The organism is Burkholderia sp. BCC1988 (assembly GCF_905339895.1).
Taxonomy (GTDB): domain Bacteria; phylum Pseudomonadota; class Gammaproteobacteria; order Burkholderiales; family Burkholderiaceae; genus Burkholderia.
In genome coordinates, this window is sequence record NZ_CAJPHA010000012.1 from 22,029 (window position 1) to 45,926 (window position 23,898).

Annotated in this window: 22 protein-coding genes; 11 read left to right on the forward strand and 11 right to left on the reverse strand. The window is 69.2% G+C overall.

What is annotated here, in order from left to right:
• Positions 1-128 precede the first annotated feature (128 nt).
• Positions 129-1,172: a bile acid:sodium symporter family protein gene (locus tag U4012_RS18320; protein WP_321800566.1), complete on the reverse strand. Its 1,044-nt coding sequence runs from the start codon at positions 1,170-1,172 to the stop codon at positions 129-131.
• 358 nt (positions 1,173-1,530) lie between these two features.
• Between U4012_RS18320 and U4012_RS18325 the strand changes: the two genes are divergently transcribed.
• The 3 genes from U4012_RS18325 (at position 1,531) to U4012_RS18335 (ending at position 4,611) form a co-directional block, all read left to right on the forward strand.
• Positions 1,531-2,028, forward strand: coding sequence for a hypothetical protein (locus U4012_RS18325; protein WP_044846200.1), 498 nt, complete (start codon positions 1,531-1,533; stop codon positions 2,026-2,028).
• Positions 2,029-2,397: 369 nt separating this feature from the next.
• Positions 2,398-3,474, forward strand: a complete 1,077-nt coding sequence (locus U4012_RS18330; protein ID WP_044846147.1) for a porin — start codon at positions 2,398-2,400, stop codon at positions 3,472-3,474.
• 174 nt (positions 3,475-3,648) lie between these two features.
• Positions 3,649-4,611, forward strand: a complete 963-nt coding sequence (locus U4012_RS18335) for a LysR family transcriptional regulator (RefSeq protein WP_044846148.1) — start codon at positions 3,649-3,651, stop codon at positions 4,609-4,611.
• Between the two features lie 112 nt (positions 4,612-4,723).
• Here the strand turns inward: U4012_RS18335 and U4012_RS18340 are convergent, their stop codons facing one another.
• Entirely contained in the window at positions 4,724-5,683 is a 960-nt protein-coding gene (locus tag U4012_RS18340) for an NAD(P)H-dependent flavin oxidoreductase (protein WP_044846149.1), read from the reverse strand.
• Positions 5,684-5,963: 280 nt separating this feature from the next.
• Between U4012_RS18340 and U4012_RS18345 the strand changes: the two genes are divergently transcribed.
• Entirely contained in the window at positions 5,964-6,860 is an 897-nt protein-coding gene (locus U4012_RS18345) for an alpha/beta fold hydrolase (RefSeq protein ID WP_044846150.1), read from the forward strand.
• Between the two features lie 62 nt (positions 6,861-6,922).
• Here the strand turns inward: U4012_RS18345 and U4012_RS18350 are convergent, their stop codons facing one another.
• Positions 6,923-7,414, reverse strand: a complete 492-nt coding sequence (locus U4012_RS18350; RefSeq protein WP_034177375.1) for an Lrp/AsnC family transcriptional regulator — start codon at positions 7,412-7,414, stop codon at positions 6,923-6,925.
• Positions 7,415-7,527: 113 nt separating this feature from the next.
• Here U4012_RS18350 and U4012_RS18355 point away from each other — a divergent pair, with 113 nt between their 5' ends.
• A complete protein-coding gene (locus tag U4012_RS18355) occupies positions 7,528-8,430 on the forward strand; it encodes a DMT family transporter (protein WP_044846201.1) in 903 nt (300 codons plus the stop codon).
• Positions 8,431-8,648: 218 nt separating this feature from the next.
• Here U4012_RS18355 and U4012_RS18360 read toward each other — a convergent pair whose 3' ends face one another.
• The 5 genes from U4012_RS18360 to U4012_RS18380 are packed head-to-tail and all read right to left on the reverse strand — an operon-like array spanning position 8,649 to position 11,727.
• Positions 8,649-8,855: a DUF1289 domain-containing protein gene (locus U4012_RS18360; protein ID WP_124571769.1), complete on the reverse strand. Its 207-nt coding sequence runs from the start codon at positions 8,853-8,855 to the stop codon at positions 8,649-8,651.
• Entirely contained in the window at positions 8,852-9,358 is a 507-nt protein-coding gene (locus tag U4012_RS18365; RefSeq protein ID WP_044846152.1) for a YbaK/EbsC family protein, read from the reverse strand. The genes U4012_RS18360 and U4012_RS18365 overlap by 4 nt, the downstream gene beginning before the upstream one ends.
• Before the next feature lie 23 nt (positions 9,359-9,381).
• Complete coding sequence (locus U4012_RS18370) at positions 9,382-10,314, reverse strand: hydroxymethylglutaryl-CoA lyase (protein ID WP_321800574.1); 933 nt, start codon at positions 10,312-10,314, stop codon at positions 9,382-9,384.
• Between the two features lie 29 nt (positions 10,315-10,343).
• A complete protein-coding gene (locus U4012_RS18375; RefSeq protein WP_124666486.1) occupies positions 10,344-11,285 on the reverse strand; it encodes a 2-hydroxyacid dehydrogenase in 942 nt (313 codons plus the stop codon).
• A gap of 4 nt (positions 11,286-11,289) precedes the next feature.
• Complete coding sequence (locus tag U4012_RS18380) at positions 11,290-11,727, reverse strand: VOC family protein (RefSeq protein WP_044846155.1); 438 nt, start codon at positions 11,725-11,727, stop codon at positions 11,290-11,292.
• A gap of 257 nt (positions 11,728-11,984) precedes the next feature.
• Between U4012_RS18380 and U4012_RS18385 the strand changes: the two genes are divergently transcribed.
• Positions 11,985-12,608 (forward strand): RBBP9/YdeN family alpha/beta hydrolase, encoded by a 624-nt coding sequence (locus U4012_RS18385; protein WP_044846156.1) that lies wholly within the window; start codon positions 11,985-11,987, stop codon positions 12,606-12,608.
• A 54-nt stretch (positions 12,609-12,662) separates the two neighbouring features.
• Here the strand turns inward: U4012_RS18385 and U4012_RS18390 are convergent, their stop codons facing one another.
• Together U4012_RS18390 and U4012_RS18395 are read right to left on the reverse strand one after the other, a co-directional pair.
• Complete coding sequence (locus U4012_RS18390) at positions 12,663-14,783, reverse strand: phosphocholine-specific phospholipase C (protein ID WP_321800578.1); 2,121 nt, start codon at positions 14,781-14,783, stop codon at positions 12,663-12,665.
• 57 nt (positions 14,784-14,840) lie between these two features.
• Positions 14,841-15,125 (reverse strand): hypothetical protein, encoded by a 285-nt coding sequence (locus U4012_RS18395; RefSeq protein WP_321800580.1) that lies wholly within the window; start codon positions 15,123-15,125, stop codon positions 14,841-14,843.
• Positions 15,126-15,684: 559 nt separating this feature from the next.
• On the opposite strand from U4012_RS18395, the gene U4012_RS18400 reads away from it, so the two are divergent.
• From U4012_RS18400 to U4012_RS18410, 3 genes are read left to right on the forward strand one after another with little or no spacing between them, the layout of a single operon-like run.
• The gene (locus U4012_RS18400; RefSeq protein ID WP_321800582.1) at positions 15,685-16,440 is read left to right on the forward strand and encodes a (2Fe-2S)-binding protein; all 756 of its coding nucleotides are present in this window, start codon (positions 15,685-15,687) and stop codon (positions 16,438-16,440) included.
• A 17-nt stretch (positions 16,441-16,457) separates the two neighbouring features.
• Positions 16,458-17,459 (forward strand): FAD binding domain-containing protein, encoded by a 1,002-nt coding sequence (locus U4012_RS18405; protein WP_124486605.1) that lies wholly within the window; start codon positions 16,458-16,460, stop codon positions 17,457-17,459.
• Entirely contained in the window at positions 17,456-19,681 is a 2,226-nt protein-coding gene (locus U4012_RS18410; protein ID WP_321800585.1) for a xanthine dehydrogenase family protein molybdopterin-binding subunit, read from the forward strand. The genes U4012_RS18405 and U4012_RS18410 overlap by 4 nt, the downstream gene beginning before the upstream one ends.
• 15 nt (positions 19,682-19,696) lie before the next feature.
• Here U4012_RS18410 and U4012_RS18415 read toward each other — a convergent pair whose 3' ends face one another.
• A complete protein-coding gene (locus U4012_RS18415) occupies positions 19,697-20,617 on the reverse strand; it encodes a LysR substrate-binding domain-containing protein (protein ID WP_321800587.1) in 921 nt (306 codons plus the stop codon).
• Between the two features lie 111 nt (positions 20,618-20,728).
• On the opposite strand from U4012_RS18415, the gene U4012_RS18420 reads away from it, so the two are divergent.
• Both U4012_RS18420 and U4012_RS18425 read left to right on the forward strand, forming a co-directional pair.
• A complete protein-coding gene (locus tag U4012_RS18420; RefSeq protein ID WP_124571777.1) occupies positions 20,729-21,367 on the forward strand; it encodes a glutathione S-transferase family protein in 639 nt (212 codons plus the stop codon).
• A gap of 305 nt (positions 21,368-21,672) precedes the next feature.
• Entirely contained in the window at positions 21,673-23,874 is a 2,202-nt protein-coding gene (locus tag U4012_RS18425) for a TonB-dependent siderophore receptor (RefSeq protein ID WP_321800590.1), read from the forward strand.
• The last annotated feature ends 24 nt before the right edge of the window (positions 23,875-23,898 follow it).

Consider the following 23,898-nt stretch of genomic DNA (forward strand, 5'->3'; position numbering starts at 1 on the left):
GAAGGCGGAAGGCGGAAGGCGGGAAGCGGAAGGCGGGAGCCGGGAGGCGAGAGGCGAGAGACAGGGACAAAAGGAACAAGACGAGCACCCCAGCGCGGCCAGTCATGCCGGCCGCGCAGCCTCCCGCGTCAGCGCTTGCCCGCGCTCAGCGCACCGCGCCCGCGTGCGGCACCGGCCGCACCCGCGTCGCCGTCGCGCTCGCCGCTCGTGTCGCGCGCGCCCCAGCGTTGCGCGAGCGCCGCGCAGGCCATCAGCTGGATCTGGTGGAACAGCATCAGCGGCAGCACGATCGCGCCGACCGCCTGCGCGGAGAAGATCACCTTCGCCATCGGCACGCCGGCCGCGAGGCTCTTCTTCGACCCGCAGAAGATGATCGTGATCTGGTCGGCCCGGTTGAAGCCGAGCCGCTTGCTGACGAACGCGGTCAGCCCCAGCGCGATCACGAGCAGCACGACGTTGACGACCAGCAGGCCGCCGAGCGCGCGCGCCGGAATCTGGTGCCACAGCCCCTGGTTCACGGCCTCGCTGAACGCGACGTAGACGACGAGCAGGATCGAGCCCTGGTCGACGAAGCGCAGCACGCCGCGGTTGCGTTCGATCCAGCCGCCGATCACGGGCCGCAGCAGCTGGCCGGCGATGAACGGCACGAGCAGCTGCATCACGATGCTGCCGATGGTGCTCCACGGCGACGCGGCCGCGGCCGACTGCGACGTGATCATCAGCCCGACGAGCGCCGGCGTCACGAAGATCCCGAGCAGGCTCGACGCCGATGCCGCGCACACGGCGGCCGGCACGTTGCCCTTCGCGATCGACGTGAACGCGATCGACGACTGGACGGTCGACGGCAGCGTGCACAGGAACAGCACGCCGGCATACAGCGTCGGCGTGACAAGCGGCTGCAGCACGGGCTTCAGCGCGAGGCCGAGCAGCGGGAACAGCGCGAACGTGCTGAGCAGCACGACCGCATGCAGCCGCCAGTGGGTCGCGCCCGCGACGACGGCTTCGCGCGACAGCTTCGCGCCGTGCAGGAAGAACAGCAGGCCGACCGCGACGTTGGTCGCCCAATTGAACGCATGGGCGGCCGGGCCGCGGCACGGCAGCAGGCTCGCGAGCACGACGGTGCCGACGAGCGCGAGCGTGAAGTTGTCGGGAAGAAAACGGGGACGGGCCATCGGGGAACTCGATTCGGAAACCGCGGGCGCACATGTCGCGCGCGCGAAGCCGGTATTGTCCCGGTTGGTCATTCAATAAACAAATTCATTGTACGAATCCATTGATGAATCGATTGCATGATGCGGCTGCGCAACACGGCACGCCCGCGGCGGCCCGGCGACGCGCGAAGCGGCAGAAGAATGTTCTGTCGCGATCCCACCCTGAAGTGAAAAAACCTAGCAGTAACATGGTGTTACACCGATGCCCGCGACATAACACTTTTTGGCTCGACACCGTTTGGGACCGCTCATAAATTACTGCTGAAAGGCTTGCGTCGGCCGGAAACAGCCGGCGGCGAGCGGCAACAGGCACTAAATGATGACGGAACGGGTGAAACTGAAGGTCGGACGATGGGTGGCAGGCGTGCTCGGCGCGCTGCTGATGCCGCTCGCGCTCGCGCAACCGCCGCATGGCGGTCAGGCGTTCGGCGGCGGTCATGGCTTCGGTCACGGTTTCGGTGGCGGCGACATGCGCATGTACGGCCAGCCGGCCGGCAACGCGCAGGTATGGCGCCGGGCGCTGCCGCCGGGCGGCGCGCGCGCCGGCGGCGTGAGCGGCTATGGTTCCCGCTGGGGCCTGCGTCCGACGCCGTCTTACGGTCATTACGCCGCGCAGAGCCCGTATCGTCCGATCAGCGCCGAGTCCCGCCAGATGCCGCGCCCGCCGGGCGGCGGCAACGTTCCGTTGCGGGCCGGCTCGATCCGCGCCGACGTCGCGCGCTACAACGAAGAGCGTGGCGGCCGTCCGATGCCGCCGCCCCGCGCGCAGGAAGAGCCTTCCCACTCGCCGTTTTTCTCCCCGTTCTACCGAAACTGAGCGCCCCGCGCGTTCGCCGAGCGCGCCTCGCGCGTTCGTTCCCCCGCCGGCTGTGATGCGAATTCGCCACAGTCGCGCATAGATTTCCGCTGATTTTCCCGTCGCATTGCGCTATCTTTCGCGCCCGGCACGCGCGCCCCTCGCGGCCGTCCCGTCGCGTGCCCGCACCGCGCGGGGCCGCTGCGGCGCGCCTGGCCATGTGCCGATTCCGCGAAGTTAATGCTGCCGCTATACCCGCAATAAGTGTGCGCAATTTTGACGGGACGCAGGTTCCGTAAAGATGGCTGCGCCCCATACGACGCAAGCAATCGGCTCCAAACAACAACGCTCGCGCCACTTATCGACATTCGACAAAACCCTGGAGATCCCATGAAAGCATTCGCTCGCCGTGCGTCGCGCACGTCCGTCAAGCTGATCGCCGCGGCCGCCTGCGTGGCCGCAACCGCACCCGTTCACGCGCAGTCGAGCGTCTCGCTCTACGGTCAGGTCGACGAATGGGTCGGCGCCACCAAGTTTCCGGGCGGCGATCGCGCATGGAACGTGTCGGGCGGCGGGATGTCGACGTCCTACTGGGGCCTGCACGGCGCCGAGGATCTCGGCGACGGCTACAAGGCGATCTTCACGCTGGAGAGCTTCTTCCGTGCGCAGAACGGCCAGTTCGGCCGCTTCCAGGGCGACACGTTCTTCGCGCGCAACGCATACGTCGGCGTCAGCTCGCCGTACGGCACGGTGACGGCGGGCCGCCTGACGACGCACCTGTTCCTGTCGACGATCCTGTTCAACCCGTTCTACGATTCGTACACCTTCTCGCCGATGGTGTACCACGTGTTCCTGGGCCTCGGCACGTTCCCGACCTATCCGAGCGACCAGGGCGCGGTCGGCGATTCGGGCTGGAACAACGCGCTGTCCTACACGTCGCCTTCGTTCGGGGGCCTGAATTTCGCGGCGATGTACGCGCTCGGCAACACGGCCGGCGACAACCGCTCGAAGAAGTGGAGCGCGCAGTTCAACTACGCGAACGGCCCGTTCGCGGCGACCGCCGTCTACCAGTACGTAAACTTCAACAACGGCCCGCAGGACCTGAGCTCGCTCGTGACCGGCATGAAGAGCCAGGGCATCGGGCTGGTCGGCGCGACCTACGACCTGAAGTACGTGAAGCTGTTCGGCCAGTACATGTATACGAAGAACGACCAGGTCGCCGGCAGCTGGCACGTGAACACCGCGCAGGGCGGCGTGTCGGTGCCGCTCGGCGTCGGCAACGCGATGGCGTCGTACGCGTACTCGCGCGACGGCGGCGGCCTCGACCAGACGCGCCAGACCTGGGCCGTCGGCTACGACTATCCGTTGTCCAAGCGCACCGACGTCTACGCTGCGTACATGAACGACCACATCAGCGGCCTGTCGAGCGGCAATACGTTCGGCGCAGGCATCCGCGCGAAGTTCTGACGATTCGTCGGTTCGGACGCGCACGCAACGCGCGTCGCATGTGCCGGCATTGCGCCCCGAAAAAACGGCGCCGCTTTTCGCGGCGCCGTTTTGCCTTTGTTGACCTTTTTGTTTCCTCGCCTTTGTTACCCTATCTCGTAATTGCATAATTCCCAGGAATTGCGAGCTAGTTCGATGGATACCCTCGTCAGCATGAATGTGTTTCGCTACGTCGTCGAAGTGGGCAGCTTCGTCGGCGCGGCCGAGCGCATGCAGATGTCGGCCGCGATGGCGAGCAAGCACGTGATGCATCTCGAGCAGCAGCTCGGCGCGCGGCTGCTGCATCGCACGACACGACGTGTCGCGCCGACCGAGGCGGGACGCGAATACTATGAGCGCCTCGTGCAGGCGCTGTCGGAACTCGACGAAGCCGGACAGGCGGTCGGCGCCGCGAGCGTGGTGCCGCAGGGCCGCCTGCGCGTGACGTCGCTGTCCGCGTTCGGATTGCGGCACGTGATGCAGGCCGTCACCGATTATGCGGGTCGGTTCCCGGACGTGACCGTCGACGTGACGCTGTCCGATCGCGTGGTCGACCTGATCGAGGAAGGCTACGACGTCGCGGTGCGCGCGGCGCCGAACGGGCTGAAATCGTCGTCGCTGGTCGCGCGGCAGATCGCGACCGCGCACATCCTGCTGGTCGCGTCGCCCGAGTATCTCGACAAGCACGGCACGCCACAGACGATCGCCGATCTCGCGCACCACAACTACCTGCGTCGCGATTCGAATTCGACGATGCTCGATTCGCTGGTGATCGACGCGGCCGCCGCGTCGCGCGTGAACCTGAACGGCAACCTGATCGTGAACCATCTCGAGGGGCTGCGCGCGGCCGTGCTCGCGGGCGCGGGCATCGCGCTGCTCGGCACCGAGGTGGTCGGCGACGACATCGAATCCGGCCGGCTCGTGCCGGTGCTGCTCGACGCCGTGCCGCCGCACGAGGCGCCGATCTATGCGGTGTACGCGAGCCGTCGCCACGTGTCCGCGAAGGTGCGCTCGTTCGTCGACTTCCTCGCGGCACGATTCGAAGGGCAGTCGCTGTGCCCGTCGATCGAGTCGCGCCTGCGCGTGCTGCCGATCACGCGGATCAAGCGCGCGGGCTGACCGGCGCCGGCCGCCCGCGTGGCGGACATGAAAAAAGCGCGAGCCGTTGCGGTTCGCGCTTTTTTGTTTGGTCCGACGTCGTGCGCGCCGGTGGCGCAACCCGCCGCCCGCGTCAGCGCGCGATGCCGAGTCGTGCCTTCGCGTCGTCGTACTCGCGCTTCAGGCGCTCAACGAGCGCGCCGACGCTCGGCAGGTCGTCCATCAGGCCGACGCCCTGGCCGGCACCCCAGATGTCCTTCCACGCCTTCGCCTTGTCGCCGCCGAAATTCATCTTCGACTTGTCCGATTCCGGCAGTGCGTCCGGATCGAGGCCGGCCTTCTCGATGCTCTCGCGGATGTAGTTGCCGTGCACGCCGGTGAAGAGGTTCGTGTAGACGATGTCGGACGATTTCGCGTTGAGGATCGCGTGCTTGTAGTCCTCGACCGCGTGCGCTTCCTGCGTCGCGATGAAGCGCGTGCCCATGTACGCGAAGTCGGCGCCCATCGCCTGCGCGGCGAGGATCGAGCCGCCGTTGGCGATCGCGCCGGACAGCACGATCGGGCCGTCGAACATCTTGCGCACTTCGCCCACGAGCGCGAACGGCGACGTCGTGCCCGCGTGGCCGCCGGCGCCGGCCGCGACGAGGATCAGCCCGTCGACGCCCGCTTCGAGCGCCTTCTGCGCGTGGCGCAGGTTGATCACGTCGTGCAGCACGATGCCACCGTAGCTGTGCACCGCGTCGACGATCTCGCGCGCCGGCGCGCGCAGGCTCGTGATGAAGATCGGCACCTTGTGCTCGACGCACACGCGCACGTCGTGCTCGAGCCGGACGTTCGACTGGTGGACGATCTGGTTGACCGCGATCGGGCCGATCACCGCGTCCGGGTGCTTCGCCTTGTGGTCGGCGAGTTCGGACTGGATCTGCGTGAGCCATTCGTCGAGCAGTTCGGCCGGACGGGCGTTGAGCGCGGGAAATGATCCGACGATACCCGCCTTGCATTGCGCGAGCACGAGTTCGGGGTAGCTGACGATGAACATCGGCGACGCGATGACGGGCAGCGTCAGGTTCTGCAGGACGGCGGGCAATGCCATGTTGATGTCTCCAGTCTCGAGGGGCGGCCGGGCCCGGCGCGGGCGCGCCGACGCCGGCATGCATGCTTGGCGGTCGACCGGTGCTTCGAGTGTAGCGGTACCGCCGCGCGTTCATATTAATACGAACGGTCGTGCGATTCTACGCGAGCTTAACAAACCGCGCGGCGTGGCGACAATCGAGTGAGTGTTCTCTTTCTACGTATTCGGGCATCTGGCGCGCGCAGCAGCCGGCCGGGCGCTCCTACAATATCCGCCATAACAAACCAACGAGAAACAAACCATGTCGTTTGAGGCGTTTGCTCCGTTTCGCGTGACGGTGCAGGACACCGACATCTTCGGTGTCAAAGGAGGCGCGGGGCCGCCGCTTCTGCTGCTGCACGGCCACCCGCAGACCCACATGATCTGGCATCGCGTCGCCGCGACGCTGGCGAATCACTTCACGGTGATCGCGACCGACCTGCGCGGCTACGGCACGTCGGGCAAGCCGCCGAGCGACGCGCGGCATGCGCCGTATTCGAAACGCGCGATGGCGGCCGACCAGGTCGCCGTGATGCGCCATTTCGGTTTCGAGCAATTCCATGTGTGCGCGCACGATCGCGGCGCGCGCGTCGCGCACCGGCTCGCGCTCGATCATCCGGCGGCCGTCGAGCGGATGATGCTGCTCGACATCGCGCCGACGCTCGCGATGTACGAGCAGACCGACCGCGCGTTCGCGACCGCGTATTTCCACTGGTTCTTCCTGATCCAGCCGGCGCCGCTGCCCGAAACGCTGATCGAAGGCCGCACCGATGCGTACATCGAGCGCGTGATGGGCAACCGCTCGGCCGGGCTCGCGCCGTTCGCGCCGGAGGCGCTCGCCGCGTATCGCGCCGCGCTCGCGCAGCCGGGCGCCGTGCACGCGATGTGCGAGGACTACCGCGCGTCGGCGACGATCGATCTCGAACACGATCGCGCGGATCTCGAGCGCGGCAACAAGGTCGCGTGCCCGCTGCGCGTGCTGTGGGGCGAGCACGGGATCGTCGGCCGCTGCTTCGATCCGCTCGACGAATGGCGGCGCGTCGCGCGCGACGTCAGCGGCCGCGCGCTCGATTGCGGGCACTACATTCCGGAAGAGGCGCCCGTCGCGCTGATCGACGAGCTGCTCGCGTTCTTCGAAGCGCGCGACGCGGCCGCGTGAGCGGTGCCGGCCGCGGCCGGTCGCGCGGCGCTTGCTGCGCGTCGACGGTCAGCGTTCGAGGATCAGCGGCGCGCGGCGTCGTCTTCGACCAGCGGCGGCAGGCGGCGCGGCACGGGCGTCGATTTCACGATCGCCGTGCTCGTTTCCGCGCGCTCCGTCACCTTCGACAGGATGTCGTCGAGGTGCTCGATCGTGCGCAGGTAGAGCCGGCAGATGAAGCAGTCCTCGCCGGTTACCTTGTCGCATTCGACGAATTCCGGAATCCGCCGCAACACCTCCTCGACCAGATGCAGCTGCCCCGGCAGCGGCTTCACGCGGACGATCGCCTGCAGCGTGTAGCCGAGCGCGCGCGGGTCGAGCTCGACGGTGAAGCCCGCGATCACGCCCTGCGCTTCGAGCCGCCGCACGCGGTCGGCGGTCGCGGGCGCCGACAGCCCGATCTGTCGCGCCAGCTCGCTGGTGGCGATGCGCGCATCCTCGGCGAGCGCCGCGAGGATCGCGCGGTCGGTCGCGTCCAGCGACGCGACGGCGGGCGGGGAAAGGCGTTTCGACATGATCGCTTTGCTTTCGAAGGTGAATCGGTCGTTTCGCTTCAGTTTAGCCGTGGATGCACGGAAAGCAAGTTTCTAGAATCGAAGTCATCTTCTCTCGCCAAACGGAGTCCATGATGGCCTCGAACGAAATCCGCCGCGGTGCCGCCGAGATGGTCGTCGCGATGCTGATGTCCGGCACGATCGGCTGGCTCGTGATGTCGTCGCAGCAACCGCTCACCAATGTCGTGTTCTTCCGCTGCCTGTTCGGCGCCGCGACGCTCGCGATCGTCTGCGCGGCGCTCGGCTTGCTGCGCCGCGCGCTGTTCTCGCCGCGCATGCTCGCGCTCGCGACGCTCGGCAGCGTCGCGATCGTCGCGAACTGGCTGCTGCTGTTCGCCGCGTATTCGCGCGCGTCGATCTCGATGGCGACCGCCGTCTACAACACGCAGCCGTTCATGCTCGTCGCGCTCGGCGCGCTCGTGTTCCGCGAACGGATCAGCGCGTCGACGATCGCGTGGCTCGCGCTCGCCTTCATCGGGCTCGTCTGCGTGGTGCGGGTCGAGCCGGCCGTGCTCGCGGTGCCCGGCGAATATCTCGAAGGCGTCGCGCTGTCGCTCGGCGCGGCGTTCCTGTACGCGGTGTCGTCGATCGTCACGAAGCACCTGAAAGGCACGCCGCCGCACCTGCTCGCGCTGCTGCAGGCCGGCCTCGGCATCGTGCTGCTCGCGCCGTTCGCGCACTTCGACACGCTGCCGGCGACGGCCGCGCAGTGGCTCGATCTCGTCGTGCTCGGCGTCGTCAACACCGGCCTGATGTACGTGCTGCTGTACGGCGCGATCCAGAAGCTGCCGGTCGCGATGACGGGCGCGCTGTCGTTCGTCTATCCGGTCGTCGCGATCATCGTCGATCGCATCGCGTTCGGGCAGACTCTCGCGTGGACGCAGGTGCTCGGCGCGTTGCTGATCCTGCTCGCGGCGGCCGGCGTGAACCTCGGCTGGCGCATCGTGCCGGCGCGTCGCGCGGCGGTCGGTAACTGAAACGGTTGTGCGATTCGGCTTGCCGCTACGGCTTGCCGCCAGGCCCGTCGGCGTCGCCTCCGGGCACGCGGATTGCGCGCCAGACAGGCCGTAAGGAGTTGTAGGGAAACACCCGATGCGACGCTGCGGCGTCGCTCGTATGATGCGGCTGTGACGTTGATCACGTTCACAGGATTCCGATCTCATGCCGTTCGCCAAGCAGGCCGAACGGCATTTTTTTATGCGCCGCTCCGCGCGAGCAGGCGCCGCCGCGCATCGAGCCGCGCGAGCAGCACGCGTCTCGCGTCGTCGTCCGACGCGCGCCATCCCTTGATCTCGTCACGCGTGCGCAGGCAGCCCGCGCACCAGTCGGTGCGCGGATCGATCCTGCAGACGTCGGTGCACGGCGAGGCGACCGTGCCGACCGGTACCGGCACGTCGCTCATGCGTCGTTACGCAATGCGACGTCGGCGACCGGCGCACCCGTCAGCGCGACGAGTTCCTGCGGCGACAGGTTGAACACCGCGTGCGGATGGCCGGCGGCGGCCCACAGGCTGTCGAGCTCGAGCAAGTCGGCGTCGATCAGCGTGACCGGTTCGACGAGATGGCCGATCGGGCACACGCCGCCGATCGCGTAGCCGGTATGGTCGCGCACGAACTTCGCATCGGCGCGGCCGACCGCGCCGACCTGGGCGGCGACCTTCTTCTCGTCGACGCGATTCACGCCGCTCGCGACGACGAGCACCGGCAGGCCGTCGGATTCGCGGCGAAACAGGATCGACTTCGCGATCTGCGCGACCGAGCAGCCGAGGCCGGCCGCGGCTTCGGCGGAGGTCTTGCCGGTTTCGGCGAGCATCACGATCCCTTTCGCATGCCCGCGTTCGCGCAGCAGCAGCGCGACGCGTCGCGCGGAATCGGGGAGAGAGTCGAATGAAGCGGGTGTCGTCATGGGGAGTCCGGTGAGTGTCGGGGTCACGCGCAGCTCGGCGCGTCGGCCGCGCTCTGCGCCTTGGCGAGCAGCGCGCGACCGGCGCGCGACACGTTCGCGCGGCCGATCGCGTTCGAGATGAAGTCGCCGGCGGCGACCACCTGCGCGAGATCGATGCCGGTGTCGATGCCGAGGCCCTGCATCAGGTACAGCACGTCCTCGGTCGCGACGTTGCCGGTCGCGCCCTTCGCGTACGGGCAGCCGCCGAGGCCGGCGACCGACGCGTGGAAGATCTCGATCCCTTCGAACAGCGCCGCGTAGATGTTCGCGAGCGCCTGGCCATAGGTGTCGTGGAAGTGGCCCGACAGCCGTTCGCGCGGGAACACGCGCGTGACGGCCGACAGCACTTCGCGCGTGCGCTTCGGCGTGCCGACGCCGATGGTGTCGGCGATGTCGATCTCGTCGCAGCCGAGCGCGGCGAAGCGTTCGACGACGTCGACGACCGACGCGACCGGCACCTCGCCCTGGTACGGGCAGCCGAGCGTGCACGACACGCTGCCGCGCAGCCGCAGGCCGGCATCCTTCGCGGCCTTCGCGACCGGCTCGAAGCGCGCGATGCTCACCGCGATGCTGCAGTTGATGTTGCGCTGCGAGAATGCCTCGCTCGCCGCGCCGAAGATCACCACTTCGTCGGCGCGTGCGGCGAGCGCGTTCTCGAAGCCTTTCAGGTTCGGCGTGAGCACCGAATACACGGTGCCCGGGCGGCGCTCGATGCCGGCCATCACGTCGGCGCCGTCGGCCATCTGCGGCACCCATTTCGGCGACACGAACGATGCGGCCTCGATATTGCGGAAGCCGGCGCGCGACAGCCGGTCGACGAGCGCGATCTTCACGTCGGTCGGTACGAAGGTCTTTTCGTTCTGCAGCCCGTCGCGCGGGCCGACTTCGACGATCTTGACGGCGGTGGGGAACGTCATGGTTGTCTCCGGTCTCGTATAGGTGGAATTCAGTAGCCGCGCGCGTAGTCGACGATGCCGCCGACGCGCTCGCCGCGCTCGAGCGCGCGGATCTTGCCGGCGATCTGCTCGACGGCTTCGTCGCGCAGCGTCTCGGCCGAGCTGTGCGGCGTGATCGTGATGCGCGGCGCGTGCCAGAACGGGTGGTCGACCGGCAGCGGCTCGTGCTGGAACACGTCGAGCGTCGCGGCGGCGACCTGGCCGCTCGCGAGCGCGTCGAGCAGGTCGGCTTCGACGAGATGCGCGCCGCGTGCGACGTTCACCAGGTATGCGCCCGGCGCCAGCTTCGCGAAGGTCCGCGCCGACAGGATCCCGTCGGTATCGTGCGTGCTCGGCAGCAGGTTGACGAGCACCTTCGCGCCGTCGACGCACGCGTCGAACGCGTCGTCGCCCGCGAAGGTCGCGACGCCGTCGAGCCGTTTCGGGCTGCGGCTGTAGCCGCGCACCGGCAGGCCGAGCGCGGCGAGCGCCTGCGCGACCTGCGCGCCGAGCACGCCGAGGCCGAGCACCGCGACGGTGAAGCTCGCGCGCGGATGCGGCTCCAGCACCTGCCAGCGGCGCTCGCGCTGCAACGCGTCGTATTCGTCGAAGCGGCGCAGGTAGCGCAGCACCGCGTGCGTCACGTATTCGATCATCTGCCGCGCCATGCCCGAATCCTCGAGGCGCACCAGCGGCACGTCGCGCGGCAGCGTGCCGGGATGCGCGCGATCGAGCGCGAGCAGCGCATCGACGCCCGCGCCGAGGTTGAAGATCGCGCGCAGGCCGTCGCGCGGCGCGAACAGCTCGCGCGGCGCGCGCCACACGAGCGCGTAGTCGGCGGCGGCCGTGTCGCCCGGCTGCCACGCGCGCAGCTCGGCCTCGGGCAGCGCCTGCGCGATCGCGTCGCGCCAGGCGCCGGCTTCCTGGTGCGGCGAGTAGAACAGGATCTTCATGCGCTTACTTCGCGAACAGCTGGCCGATGTCGGCGAACGCCTTGAACTCGAGCGCGTTGCCGCACGGATCGAGGAAGAACATCGTCGCCTGCTCGCCGACCTCGCCCTTGAAGCGGATATGCGGCTCGATCACGAAGCGCGTATGCGCGGCCTTCAGTTTGTCGGCGAGCGCATGCCATTCGTCCATCGACAGCACGACGCCGAAATGGCGCACGGGCACGTCGTCGCCGTCGACCGGGTTCACCGCGCTTTTGCCGGTTTCGTCCGGCGCGAGGTGCGCGACGAGCTGATGGCCGAAGAAGTCGAAGTCGACCCAGTGCTCGGAGCTGCGGCCCTCGGGGCAGCCGAGCAGGCCGCCGTAGAACGCGCGCGCGCCGGCGAGGCTCGACACGGGGAAGGCGAGATGGAACGGGCGCAGCGCGCCGGCGGGCGTAGCGGACATCGGGCGTCTCCTGTCGATCGGAACCGGCGCGGGGCGCCCCGGTTCGATCCGATGCAAGGCAAGCGGGAAGCCCACATTCTACGGTTTCGCGGCGCATTGCGCCGCCGCGAGGCTGCCGGCCCGCACCGCGGGGCCCGCGCCGGCGGTCGCCCGGCTACCGTCCCGCGCAAAAGCAAAGCACAAAATATTGGTTCGGCCGCCGCGCACGCCACGCCACAATCGAACCTCGTCTCCAAGCAAAGCAAGCGAGGGCAATCATGCGCGCATGCAGCAAATCGGCGTGGCCGCCGCGGCTCGTGACCGTTCCGGGCCTGCACGGCAGCGAAGGCGCCCACTGGCAGACCTGGCTGGAGCGGCAGTTCCCGCGTTCGCTGCGGGTCGAGCAGGCCGACTGGGACGCCCCCGATCTCGCGCGCTGGGCGCAGTCCGTGCGCGTGCTGCTCGAACGCGAGCGCGGCCCGTTCGTGCTGGCCGCGCACAGCTTCGGCTGCCTCGCGGCCGCGCATGCGCTCGCGCAATGGCCGCAGGCGGCCGACGTCGCGGGCGTGCTGCTCGTCGCGCCCGCCAGTCCGAAGAAATTCACGTTCGCCGGGCCGTTCGACGCGCGCCGGCTCGCGGTGCCGTCGATCGTGATCGGCAGCGAAACCGACCCGTGGATGCCGCTCGCCGATGCGCGCACGCTCGCGCAGCGGCTCGGCAGCGCATTCGTGAACCTCGGCGACGCGGGCCACATCAACACCGCGGCCGGCTTCGGGCCGTGGCCGCGCGCGAAGTATTTCATCGACACGCTGGTGCATTGCGCGGCGCCGCTGCGCTTTCGCGACGCGGACGACGGCTTCGACGTCGCACCCGTCGAGCGCGCGCTCGCGCACGCGATCTGAGATTCGACGGCACGCGCCGCGCGGCCGACGCCGCGCACCGTCGTGCCGCCGCGCTTACGACGCGGAGACCGGGCGCACCGCGGCCGGATCCGAGTAGCTCGACCGGCCGTTCTCGACGTGGCCCGCGAAGCGGCGCGAGAACGTGCCGTTCACGCCGTCGCTCACCGTCACGTCATACCAGTGGTGGCTCGACGCGAGCGCCCATTGCTCGACGCGTTCGTCGCCGCCGTGCAGGGTCACCTGGCGCGCGGGCGTGCCGTACGCGTTGTCGGTCAGCGTCAGCGTCACGTGACCGCTGCCGTGGTTGCGCAGCTTCAGGTACAGGTTGCCGTTCGCGATGTCGTAGCCGGCTTTCACCTCCGGCTGCGCCTGGTTGCGGCGGCGCGCCGTCGCGGCCGACACGTTGCCCGCGAACATCCGCACGAAGCCGTTCGGCCCGTACACCGAGAACGCATACGCGCCGTTCGTCTCCGTCAGGTCGAAGTCCGCGTGCAGCACGCGGCGCGCGCCGACCGTGTAGCGCCACGGGCCGTCGGTGCGGTTGGTCGCGTACACCTGGAAGTGCGCGCCCTGGTTGCCGCGATTCGCGAACTCGATGCGCAGCGTGTTGCCGCCGTAGAGGCTCGCGTTCACGTGCAGTTCGTACGGCAGCGCGCGCGCCGGGCGCACGCCCGGTTCCTGCGGGTCGATCGGCGACGGCGTCGCGGGCACGCTCGGCGCGGGTTGCGACGTGCATTGCTGGTCGGCGATCGAGCGGTACTGGCTCGTATCGGGCAGCGTCGGGAACGTCGCGTCGGACGAGCGGAAGTCGAACGCGGCGGTGAGGTCGCCGCAGACGGTCCGGCGCCACGGCGTGATGTTCGGCTCGTCGACGCCGAAGCGCTCGCCGATGAAGCGGATCACCGACGTGTGGTCGAATACCTGCGAGCACACGAAGCCGCCCTTCGACCACGGCGACACGACCGTCATCGGCACGCGCGGCCCGAGGCCGTACGGCAGCCCGTCGGCCGTGTAGCTGCCGCCGCGGCCGGGATTCACGACCGTATGCAGCTCGCCGTCGGTGGTCACGGTCGATGCGCCCTGCGCGGCCGAGGTCGGCGGCTGCGGCGGCACGACGTGATCGAAGAAGCCGTCGTTTTCGTCGTACATGATAAACAGCACCGTCTTCGCCCACACGTCGGGGTTCGACGTCAGCGCGTCGAGGATCTGCGACGTGTAGTTCGCGCCGTACGCGGGCGTGTATTTCGGATGCTCGGAGAACACGGCGGGCGGCAGCAGCCACGACACCTGCGGCAGCCGGTCGTTGATCACGTCGTCCTTCAGGTTGTCGAGCGTGCGCACCGTCTGCGCGCGCTGGTACAGCGACGAGCCCGGCTTCGCGTTGATGAAGTTCGTGAAGTTCTGCAGGATGTTCGTGCCGTAGTTGCCGTTGTACGGGTCGGCCCACGTGAGCCCCTGCTGGTAGATCTGCCACGACACGCCGTGCGCCTCGAGCCGTTCGGGGAAGGTCGTCCACGACAGCAGCTGGTACGCGGGCGGCAGGTCGCCGTCGACGTAGTCGGCGTTGTCGAGCAGCGGGCCGCCGAACTTGCCGGTCGGGTCGACCGTGCCCGTCATCAGGTACGAACGGTTCGGGTGGGTCGGCCCCGGCAGCGAGCAGAAGTAGTTGTCGCACACGGTGAACGCATCGGCGAGCGCGTAATGGAACGGGATGTCCTCGCGCACGTGATAGCCCATCGTCATGTCGGTCTTGTTCGCGGGCCACTGGTCGTAGCGGCCGCCGTCGATCGCCGCATGGGTCTTCGCCCACGAGTGGTCGAGTGCGCCCAGGCACTGCGCGCTGGTCGTCTTCGTGTCGAGCCGGAACGGCAGCACGGGCTTCGCCGGGTCTTCCTTCGACGGCTGGTACCACACCGGCTTGCCGTTCGGCAGCGGAATCGGGAAGCGGTCGTTGTAGCCGCGCACGCCGCGCAGGTGTCCGAAGTAATGGTCGAACGAGCGGTTCTCCTGCATGAACACGACGATGTGCTGGACATCGCGGATCGTGCCGGTGCCGCGCGCGGCCGGAATCGCGAGCGCGCGGCGGATCGATTCGGGGAACGCGTTGAGCGCGACGGCCGCGCCCGCCGACTGTGCGACGGTATGCAGGAAACGGCGGCGGCTGGATGACGTCATGTTATTTCACCTCGGTTCTGCGATCGGGGACTGGGGACACCAACAGGAACGGCGGGATCAGTGCGGCGACGACGCGGCGATGGCGGATGCGCCCGCGTTCGTCGCGGGCTTCGCGTCGTCGTCATCGTCGGGCGGGTAGTGGACGACGGGCGGCGCGAGCGGCGCGGCATCGGACGCGGCGGTGCTCGCACCGGCAGCGCTGTTGAACGCGCTCGCGGCGCCGGACGATGCGCCGGCCTGTTGCGAGGCGTCGGTTGCGTGCGCGTCGTGCGGCGCGTCGTCGCTGCAGGCGGCGGCGAAGGCGGCGGCACATAGAACGACGACGAGGGCAACACGACGCATCACTTCTCTCCTGGCAGGCGGATCGGGAAACGTTTTCGAGTATGCCCGTGCGATGCGACGATTCGGTGAATCGTTTGCGACCGGCGCGTGATCGCGAACGGCTTTCGTGATGCTGACCATACGCTTTCACGGCGGCGGAGCCGGGTCGCCCCGCCGAATTTTCATGGCGGATGTAGTGGCCGCGCGCATTTACACGCGCGTGCAACGCGACGAACCATGCACGCGATGCGACGTGTCGTGCACGGCGGTGCGGACGCCTTTGGCCAGCGTCGGTCGATGTGTCGCCCGCGCCACTGCCGAATGCGTGTTTTTTACCGCATCGACAGCCGGCGGTCAGCCACGCGCCAGCGTAGCGGCACGCACGTGACAGAAGCGGTAACCGATACCTGCGTGCGGTCCGTTCGCAACGCGTGAACGCAATCTGCCCGGCGCAGGCGAAGACCCGTGTCGGCTTGCGGCACCGGAATTGCTCGCAGCGCCGATGCACGCGCCGTCCCGCGCGGCCAACCGGGCACGGGCGGCGTATCCGCATCCATCAACCAGGGAGCGAGCAGAAGCCATGTCCAGCGATCGACCCATCCCCCCGTCCACCGGACCCGCGAGCGATGCTGCCCCGTCGCCGCTCGCGGCCGGCCATGCGGCGTCGCCGCCGTTGCCGCACGATACGCCGTCCAGCGCCGCACGGCGCCGCTTTCTGCAATCGGCGGCGGCGGCCGCGACCGTCGGCGCCGCATCGCACGTTCATCCGCAGCAGCCGCACACGACATCCACGCCTGCGGCGACGCATCGCGATACGGTCCCGGCGCGGCCCGTGCGGCTCGACATCAACGGGCGCGAATACACGCTGCAGCTCGAACCGCGCGTCACGCTGCTCGACGCGCTGCGCGAATACGCGGGCCTCACCGGCACCAAGAAAGGCTGCGACCGCGGGCAATGCGGCGCGTGCACGGTGCTCGTCGACGGGCGGCGCATCAACGCGTGCCTGACGCTCGCGGTGATGCACGAAGGCGAGCGGATCACGACCGTCGAGGGGCTCGCGCGCGGCGGCGTGCTGAGCCCGATGCAGCGTGCGTTCGTCGATCACGATGCATTCCAGTGCGGCTACTGCACGCCCGGCCAGCTGTGTTCCGCGACCGCGCTGCTCGACGAGTTTTCGGCGGGCGCGGCGAGCGCCGTCACCGACGACGTGCGACGCCGGCCCGCACAATTGTCGGACAACGAGATCCGCGAGCGCATGAGCGGCAATCTGTGCCGCTGCGGTGCGTACCCGAACATCGTCGCCGCCGTGCGCGCCGCGCACGCGGCGAACGGCTAGCGCGGGAGGACCCGGCCATGGAAGCGATCTCCTACGAACGGGCAACCGACGTCGCGGGCGCCGTGCGGGCGGCGCAGCGGCCGGGCGCGGCCTTCATCGGCGGCGGCACGAACCTGCTGGACCTGATGAAGGGCGGCGTCGCGCGGCCCGTCACGCTCATCGACATCACGCGCATCGCGGGCCTCGATACGGTCGACGCGTTGCCGGATGGCGGACTGCGTATCGGTGCGCTCGTGCGCAACAGCGATGCGGCCGCTCATCCGCGTATCCGCGCGGACTATCCGCTGCTGTCGCAGGCGCTGCTCGCCGGCGCGTCCGCGCAATTGCGCAACATGGCGACCGTCGGCGGCAACCTGATGCAGCGCACGCGCTGCCCGTATTTCTACGATCCCGCGTTCGCGCAATGCAACAAGCGCGAGCCGGGCAGCGGCTGCGCGGCGATCGGCGGGCACAACCGGATGCACGCGATTCTCGGCGCCAGCCAGCAGTGCGTCGCGGTGAACCCGTCGGACATGAGCGTCGCGCTCGCGGCGCTCGACGCGGTCGTACAGGTGAGCGGCCCACGCGGCGCGCGGCAGATTCCGTTCGCGTCGTTTCACCGGTTGCCCGGCGATCGGCCCGACCTCGACACGACGCTCGAACCGGGCGAACTGATTACGTCGGTGGATCTGCCGCCGCCGCGCTTTGCGGACCATGCGCACTATCTGAAGGTGCGCGACCGCGCGAGTTACGCGTTCGCGCTGGTCGCGGTGGCCGCCGCGTTGCGGCTGGACGGTGCGCAGGTGACGGAGGCGCGCATCGCGCTCGGCGGCGTGGCGCACAAGCCGCTGCGTGCGACGGCCGCGGAACGGCATCTCGTCGGCCGCGCGCCGACCGATGCGGCGCTGCGCGAGGCGGCTGCGCTCGCGTTGCGCGACGCGCGGCCGCTCGACGGCAATCGATTCAAGGTCGCGCTCGCGCAGCGCGCGATCGTCCGTGCGGTGCATGCGGCCGCTGGCACGACGGGAGATGCGGCATGAACACGGTGACTGGACAGCCGCTCGACCGTGTCGACGGCGTACTCAAAGTGACGGGCGGCGCGCGCTATGCGGCCGAATTCGCCGATACGCGCCTCGCGCACGCGGTGCTCGTGACGAGCACGATCGCAGCGGGGCGCATCGAATCGATTGACGCGGCACGCGCACGCGCGATGCCCGGCGTGCTGCTCGTGATGACGCACGAGAACGCGATGCGGTTGCCCAACGGCGGCCGCACGCCGCTGTCGCCGCCGGCCGGGCGCCGGCTCACGCTGTTGCAGGACGACACGGTGCGCTACAGCAACGAACCTGTCGCGGTCGTCGTCGCCGAAACGCTCGAGCAGGCGACCGACGCCGCGAATGCCGTGCAGGTGCGCTATCGCGCGAGCGATGCCACGCTCGATTTCGTGCGCGCGAAGCGCGGCGCGCGCGTGCCGCCGAAGCAGCAGGGGCGCGCGATGGACACGCAGCGCGGCGACCTCGATGCGGGCCTGCGCGAGGGCGCGGTGCGCATCGACGCCACCTACACGACGCCGATGCAGCATCACAACCCGCTCGAGCCGCACGCGACGATGGCGCACTGGGACGGCCCGACGCTCACGCTGCACGACGCGACGCAGGGCGTGTCGGGCGCCAGCACGGCGGTGGCCGCGGTGTTCGGCATCGCGCCGGAGCAGGTGCGCGTGATCTCGCCGTTCCTCGGCGGCGGCTTCGGCTGCAAGGGATCGTCGTGGTCGCACGTGTCGTTGTGCGCGATGGCCGCGCGCCTGGTGGGCCGCCCGGTGCGCCTTGCGCTGACGCGGCCGCAGATGTTCGGCCCGGTCGGCGGCCGCCCGTTCACCGAGCAGCGCGTCGTGCTGGCCGCGCGCGCCGACGGCACGCTGACCGCGCTGCGCCACGACTCGATCGTCACCACGTCGACGTTCGAGGACTGGACGGAGATGTGCGGGATGCCGTCGCGGATCATGTATGCAGTGCCGAACCACGCGACCACGCACCGGATCGTGTCGCTGAACGTCGGCACGCCGACGTTCATGCGCGCGCCCGGCGAGGCGTCCGGTTCGTTCGCGCTGGAATCGGCGATGGACGAGCTCGCGTGGCGGCTCGGCATGGATCCGGTCGCGCTGCGGCTCGCGAATTACGCGGAGGTCGACCCGGAGGATGGCAAGCCGTGGTCGAGCAACAAGCTGCGCGAGTGCTACCAGGCCGGCGCGCAACGCTTCGGCTGGTCGCGGCGCACCGGCGGGCCGCGCACGATGCGCGACGGCGACACGCTGGTCGGTCTCGGGATGGCCGCCGCGACGTATCCGGCGAATCGCAGTGAGGCGTCTGCGCGTGCGCGCATCCTGCCGGACGGCACGGCCGAAGTCGCGTCGGGCACGCAGGACATCGGCACCGGCACCTACACGGTCATGACCCAAGTCGCCGCCGACGCGCTCGGCTTCGCGCCGCAGAACGTGCGCTTCGTGCTCGGCGATTCGAGCCTGCCGCGCGCGCCGGTGTCGGGCGGTTCGCAATCGGCGGCGAGCGTCGCGCCGGCCGTGCGCGACGCCGCGCTGCGGGCGCGCGCGATGCTGATCGCGCTGGCGATCGCCGATTCGGGCTCGCCGCTGCACGGCGTCGCGGCGGACGACGTGACGGTCGACGACGGCTGGCTCGTGCATCGCGGCGAGCCGTCGCGGCGCGATCCGGCCGCCGCGGTGATCGCGCGCGCGGGCGGACGGCCGCTCGAAGCGCAGGCGACCGCGAAGCCGGGCGACGAGAAGTCGCGCTATGCATCTCATTCGTTCGGCGCGGTGTTCGCCGAAGTACACGTCGATGCCGAACTCGGCACGATCCGGGTGCCGCGCATCGTCGGCGTGTACAGCGTCGGCAGCCTGCTGAATGCGAAGACCGCACGCAGCCAGCTGATCGGCGGGATGGTGTGGGGGCTCGGCACCGCGCTCGAGGAAGGCTCGTTCCTCGACGTGCGGCATGGCCGCTTCACGAATGCGAACCTCGCCGAATATCACGTACCCGTGAACGCGGATATCGGCGATCTCGACGTGAGCTTCGTCGACGAACGCGACACGCATTTCAACCCGCTCGGCATCCGCGGCATCGGCGAAATAGGGATCACGGGCGTGCCGGCGGCGATCGCGAATGCGATCTATCACGCGACGGGCGTGCGCGTGCGCGATCTGCCGATCACGCTCGACAAGGTGGCGATGCCGACGCGCGCGTGAGCGTCAGCCGCAGCGTCAGCGGCGCGGCGTTCTGCGCCGCGCTTCGCTGCGCAGCCAGTCGAGCCACGTGCGGATCGCCGCTTCCTGCGGATGGCCGGGGCGCCATACGACGTAGTGCGCATACACGTCGGTCACGCGCACCGTCGATACGCGCACGAGCGTGCCGTCCGCGAGCTCGGGCTCGATCAGCGAGCGGCGCGCGAGTGCGACGCCACGCCCTTTCAGCGTCGCGTCGATCAGCGCATTCGCATCGGCGAAACGCGGCGCGCGAGCGGATTCGGTGAGGTCGAGCCGCGCAGCCTGGAGCCACGGTTCCCATGGCTGCGCGGGATGGCGCAGCAACGTCGCGCGCACGAGATCGGCCGGCACGCGCGGCGCAATGCCGTCGCGATTGCGGTACGCGGGGCTCGCGACCGGGAAGATCGTCTCGTTCATCAGCTTTTCGGCGACGACGCCCGGCCAGCTGCCGGGCCCGTAGCGCAGCGCGACGTCGATGCGGTCGCGCTTGCGCAGCGGCGCGAGCGCCACGTCCGGGTGCAGCGCGATCGCGATGTGCGGATGCGCGGCCGTGAAGCGCGGCAGGCGTGGTGCGAGCCAGCGCTCAGCGACACTCGGCAGCACGCTGACGTTCAGCGTCACGTCGCAGGTACGCGGGCGGCTGCGTACGGCGAGCGCCGGCTCGAACGCGCGTTCGAGCACGCTCAGGCCCTGGCGCACCTGTAGCGCGAGCGCATGCGCGGCATGCGTTGGCGTTGCGCCGTTGCGTTCGCGCGTGAAGAGCGGGTAGCCGAGCTGCGCCTCGAGCGCGCGGATGTGCTGGCTGACGGCGCCTTGCGTGAGCGCAAGCGCATCGGCCGCGCGCGTAAAGCTCTGCAGCCGCACGGCGGCTTCGAACGCACGCAGCGTCTGGAGCGGGGGGAGGTGGATGCGTCGCATGCGGGTATTAGTAACACTAATGTTCAGGCGCGACAATTCTTCGTTTGCCGCGCATCGGGATGCGTTCCTACACTCGGTTCCGTCTTCCACAGCGCCGTCGGGCCACACACCATGAACGCATATCGTCTCTATCTTTCGCCGGGCGCCTGCTCGCTCGCCGCTCATATCGCGCTGGAGGAAACCGGCGCGCCGTTCGACGTCGAGATCGTCTCGGTGCAGAAGCAGCAGAACCTCGCAGCGCCCTATCTGGCGATCAACGCGAAGGCGCGTGTGCCCGTGCTCGCGATTCCGGGCGAGCCGAGCGTGCTGACCGAAACGCCTGCGATCCTCACGTATCTCGCGCACCGCTATCCGGATGCGCAATTGCTGCCGCTCGGCGAACCGCTGCGCGAGGCGCGGTGTCATGAATGGCTCGCCTGGCTGGTCGGCTGGGTGCACGGCGTCGGCTACGGCGCGTTGTGGCGGCCGGGCCGCTTCATCGGCGATCCGGCGCTGCACGGCGCGGTCAGCGCACACGGGCGCGGCACGATCGAAGCCGCGAACGCCTCGATCGAGGCCGCGCTCGCCGATGGCCGAACGTGGGCTGAACCGGGTGCGCATTCGATCGTCGATCCGTTCCTGTTGGTGCTGTATCGCTGGGGTGTCGCGATCGGACTCGACATGACGCAGCATGCGGCGTGGACAGCCCACGCGCAGCGCGAGGCCGAGCGGCCGGCCGCGCGGCGCGCGCTGGCACGCGAGGCGGCCTGACGGATGCGCGGGCGCCGTGGGGCGTGCTGCGCCGCCCGCGTGTGACGAACGGCTGCCATTTCACGGTGCCGCGCATCGGTGGCGTGTACAGCGTCGGCGGCCTCCTGAACGCGAAGACCGCACGCAGCCAGCTGTCGCACGCTCCGTGCGAATGATCGAGACGCCACACTGCGCCATGCTGGCCTGCGCCATGCCCGCGTCGTTCGACGATTCATTCGGATCCCGAAGTTCGTACGTGTCCAATTGCCACGTCGACTCCATTTCTATTGAATGAGAACCATTCTCGTTAATGGGGTGGAGTGAACATGAGTCGTTGCATTCTGTCGAGCGCGACGCCGCCGCGTCGCGCGACCGCGTCCGTTGCGTTCGCGATGGTGACCTGTGCCGCCGCGCCTGCGTGCGCGGAAGAGGACGAGCCGCGCCACGCGCCGCACCTGAGCCCGATCTTCGTCCACGGCAATCGCGACGCCGGTACGCGCGTCGACCGGTCGGGTTCCGCGAAATATGCGACGCCGCTGCTCGACGTGCCGCAGACGATCACCGTCGTGCCGCGCGCGGTGCTCGACGAACAGCAGGCGCTGAGCCTGCGCGACGCGCTGTCGAACGTCGCGGGCATCACGTTCAACGCGGGAGAAGGCGGCGGCGGGTCGGGCGACATGTTCAATATCCGCGGCTTCGGCGCGAACGCGAATATGCAGCTCGACGGGTTGCGCGACAGTCCGCAGAACAATCGCAGCGACCTGTTCAACATCGAGGCGGTCGAGGTGATCAAGGGGCCGAACTCGGTATTCGGCGGGGCGGGCACGACGGGCGGCTCGGTGAACCTGATCAGCAAGACGCCGAAAGCCGGCGCGCTCACGGAGGCCGGCACGATGCTCGGTACGTCCGGCTACCGCCGCGTGACGCTCGATGCGAACCGGCCGGTGCTCGGCACCGAAGGCCGGGCCGCGTTCCGCCTGAACGCGATGGCGCATGTGAACGACGTGCCGGGCCGCAACGACATCCGCAAGCGCCGCTGGGGCGTCGCGCCGTCGCTCGCATTTGGACTCGGCACGCCGACGCGCGTCACGCTCGGCTATTTTCATCAGTACGACAACAACCTGCCCGACTACGGGCTGCCTGCGCACAACGGCCAGGTGCTGGCCGGCATGTCGCGCGACCGCTATTTCGGCTGGCGCAATCTGGATCGCGAACGGATCGCCGCGGATGCCTTCACCGTGAAGGCCGAGCACGACGTGTCGTCCGGCCTGAAGGTGCAGAACCTGAGCCGCTACGCGCACCTGAATCGCGATACGGTGATTTCGGGAGCGCGCGTGAGCCTCGAAGGGCTGCCGCCCGGGCGTTACAAGCCGGCCGGGCCGCAAGGCTACGGCCGCGACGCGTCGACCGCGATGTGGGCGAACCAGACGAACGTGACGAGCACGTTCACGACGTTCGGCGTCGGGCACACGCTCGTCACGGGCTTCGAGATCTCGCGCGAAACGTACGGCCGCACGACCTATTCGTACGGGCTCAACCGGTTCTACCCGGCCGACGGCTTTGCGCTCGCGGCGCCGCCCGGCGTGTGGCGCGGCCCGGCGCAGCGCGAGGACAGTGCCCGCCAGGACACCGCGCTGGTCGTGAAGGCGCTGTACGCGTTCGACACGATCTCGGTCGGCCGCTACTGGGACATCGACGTCGGGCTGCGGCACGACTGGATCGACGGCTGGGCGAAAGGGGCCGCGGCCGGCAAGCCCGCCGAGCGCGCGGACAGTTCCGACCGTCACCTGAGCACGCGCGCGGGGCTCGTGTTCAAGCCGACCGACAACGGTCGCGTGTATTTCGCGTATGGCACGTCGTTCAACCCGTCCGCCGAATTTCTCGTGACCTCCGGCTCCGGCGTGAGCGCGGCGACCGGTGCGCTCGCGCCCGAGAAGAACGAGAGTTTGGAGCTCGGCGCGAAATGGGAAGGGCTCGCGGGCGTCGCGCTGAACGGCGCGCTGTTCCAGACCGAAAAGAACAACGCACGCGAACGCATGGCCGACGGCAGCTACGCGCTCGTGGGCCGGCAGCGCGTTCGCGGCATCGAGCTCGGGGCCGCGGGCAAGGTGACGCCGCAGTGGGACGTGTTTGCCAACTACACGTATCTCGCGAGCGTCACGCTCGGTTCACCGGCCACGCCGCGCCGCGACGGACAGGCGCTCGGCAACACGCCGCGGCACGCGTTCAACCTGTGGACGACCTATCGGTTGCCGGCCGGCTGGACGGTCGGCTACGGTTCGCACTTCGTCGGCCGGCGCAACGTGACGTCGCAAGGCGACGGCAAGCTCGGCGCGTACTGGGTGCACAACCTGATGGCGTCGTACGACGTGAGCCGCAGGCTGCGCTTCCAGCTGAACGTCGACAACCTGTTCGATCGCGCCTATGTCGAACGCGTGCGGCAGGTGGCGGGAAACGCATCGCAATCGTCGGCCGTCGAGTTCGGCGACGGCCGCTCGGCGATGCTGTCTGCCGTGTACAAGTTCTGAATGCCGCGCCATGCGGTCGGCAGG

Coding starts and splice junctions, on each gene's coding strand:
- U4012_RS18320 (WP_321800566.1), bottom strand. CDS start 1,172: ATGGCCCGTCCCCGTTTTCTTCCCGACAACTTCACGCTCGCGCTCGTC.
- U4012_RS18325 (WP_044846200.1), top strand. CDS start 1,531: ATGACGGAACGGGTGAAACTGAAGGTCGGACGATGGGTGGCAGGCGTG.
- U4012_RS18330 (WP_044846147.1), top strand. CDS start 2,398: ATGAAAGCATTCGCTCGCCGTGCGTCGCGCACGTCCGTCAAGCTGATC.
- U4012_RS18335 (WP_044846148.1), top strand. CDS start 3,649: ATGGATACCCTCGTCAGCATGAATGTGTTTCGCTACGTCGTCGAAGTG.
- U4012_RS18340 (WP_044846149.1), bottom strand. CDS start 5,683: ATGGCATTGCCCGCCGTCCTGCAGAACCTGACGCTGCCCGTCATCGCG.
- U4012_RS18345 (WP_044846150.1), top strand. CDS start 5,964: ATGTCGTTTGAGGCGTTTGCTCCGTTTCGCGTGACGGTGCAGGACACC.
- U4012_RS18350 (WP_034177375.1), bottom strand. CDS start 7,414: ATGTCGAAACGCCTTTCCCCGCCCGCCGTCGCGTCGCTGGACGCGACC.
- U4012_RS18355 (WP_044846201.1), top strand. CDS start 7,528: ATGGCCTCGAACGAAATCCGCCGCGGTGCCGCCGAGATGGTCGTCGCG.
- U4012_RS18360 (WP_124571769.1), bottom strand. CDS start 8,855: ATGAGCGACGTGCCGGTACCGGTCGGCACGGTCGCCTCGCCGTGCACC.
- U4012_RS18365 (WP_044846152.1), bottom strand. CDS start 9,358: ATGACGACACCCGCTTCATTCGACTCTCTCCCCGATTCCGCGCGACGC.
- U4012_RS18370 (WP_321800574.1), bottom strand. CDS start 10,314: ATGACGTTCCCCACCGCCGTCAAGATCGTCGAAGTCGGCCCGCGCGAC.
- U4012_RS18375 (WP_124666486.1), bottom strand. CDS start 11,285: ATGAAGATCCTGTTCTACTCGCCGCACCAGGAAGCCGGCGCCTGGCGC.
- U4012_RS18380 (WP_044846155.1), bottom strand. CDS start 11,727: ATGTCCGCTACGCCCGCCGGCGCGCTGCGCCCGTTCCATCTCGCCTTC.
- U4012_RS18385 (WP_044846156.1), top strand. CDS start 11,985: ATGCGCGCATGCAGCAAATCGGCGTGGCCGCCGCGGCTCGTGACCGTT.
- U4012_RS18390 (WP_321800578.1), bottom strand. CDS start 14,783: ATGACGTCATCCAGCCGCCGCCGTTTCCTGCATACCGTCGCACAGTCG.
- U4012_RS18395 (WP_321800580.1), bottom strand. CDS start 15,125: ATGCGTCGTGTTGCCCTCGTCGTCGTTCTATGTGCCGCCGCCTTCGCC.
- U4012_RS18400 (WP_321800582.1), top strand. CDS start 15,685: ATGTCCAGCGATCGACCCATCCCCCCGTCCACCGGACCCGCGAGCGAT.
- U4012_RS18405 (WP_124486605.1), top strand. CDS start 16,458: ATGGAAGCGATCTCCTACGAACGGGCAACCGACGTCGCGGGCGCCGTG.
- U4012_RS18410 (WP_321800585.1), top strand. CDS start 17,456: ATGAACACGGTGACTGGACAGCCGCTCGACCGTGTCGACGGCGTACTC.
- U4012_RS18415 (WP_321800587.1), bottom strand. CDS start 20,617: ATGCGACGCATCCACCTCCCCCCGCTCCAGACGCTGCGTGCGTTCGAA.
- U4012_RS18420 (WP_124571777.1), top strand. CDS start 20,729: ATGAACGCATATCGTCTCTATCTTTCGCCGGGCGCCTGCTCGCTCGCC.
- U4012_RS18425 (WP_321800590.1), top strand. CDS start 21,673: ATGAGTCGTTGCATTCTGTCGAGCGCGACGCCGCCGCGTCGCGCGACC.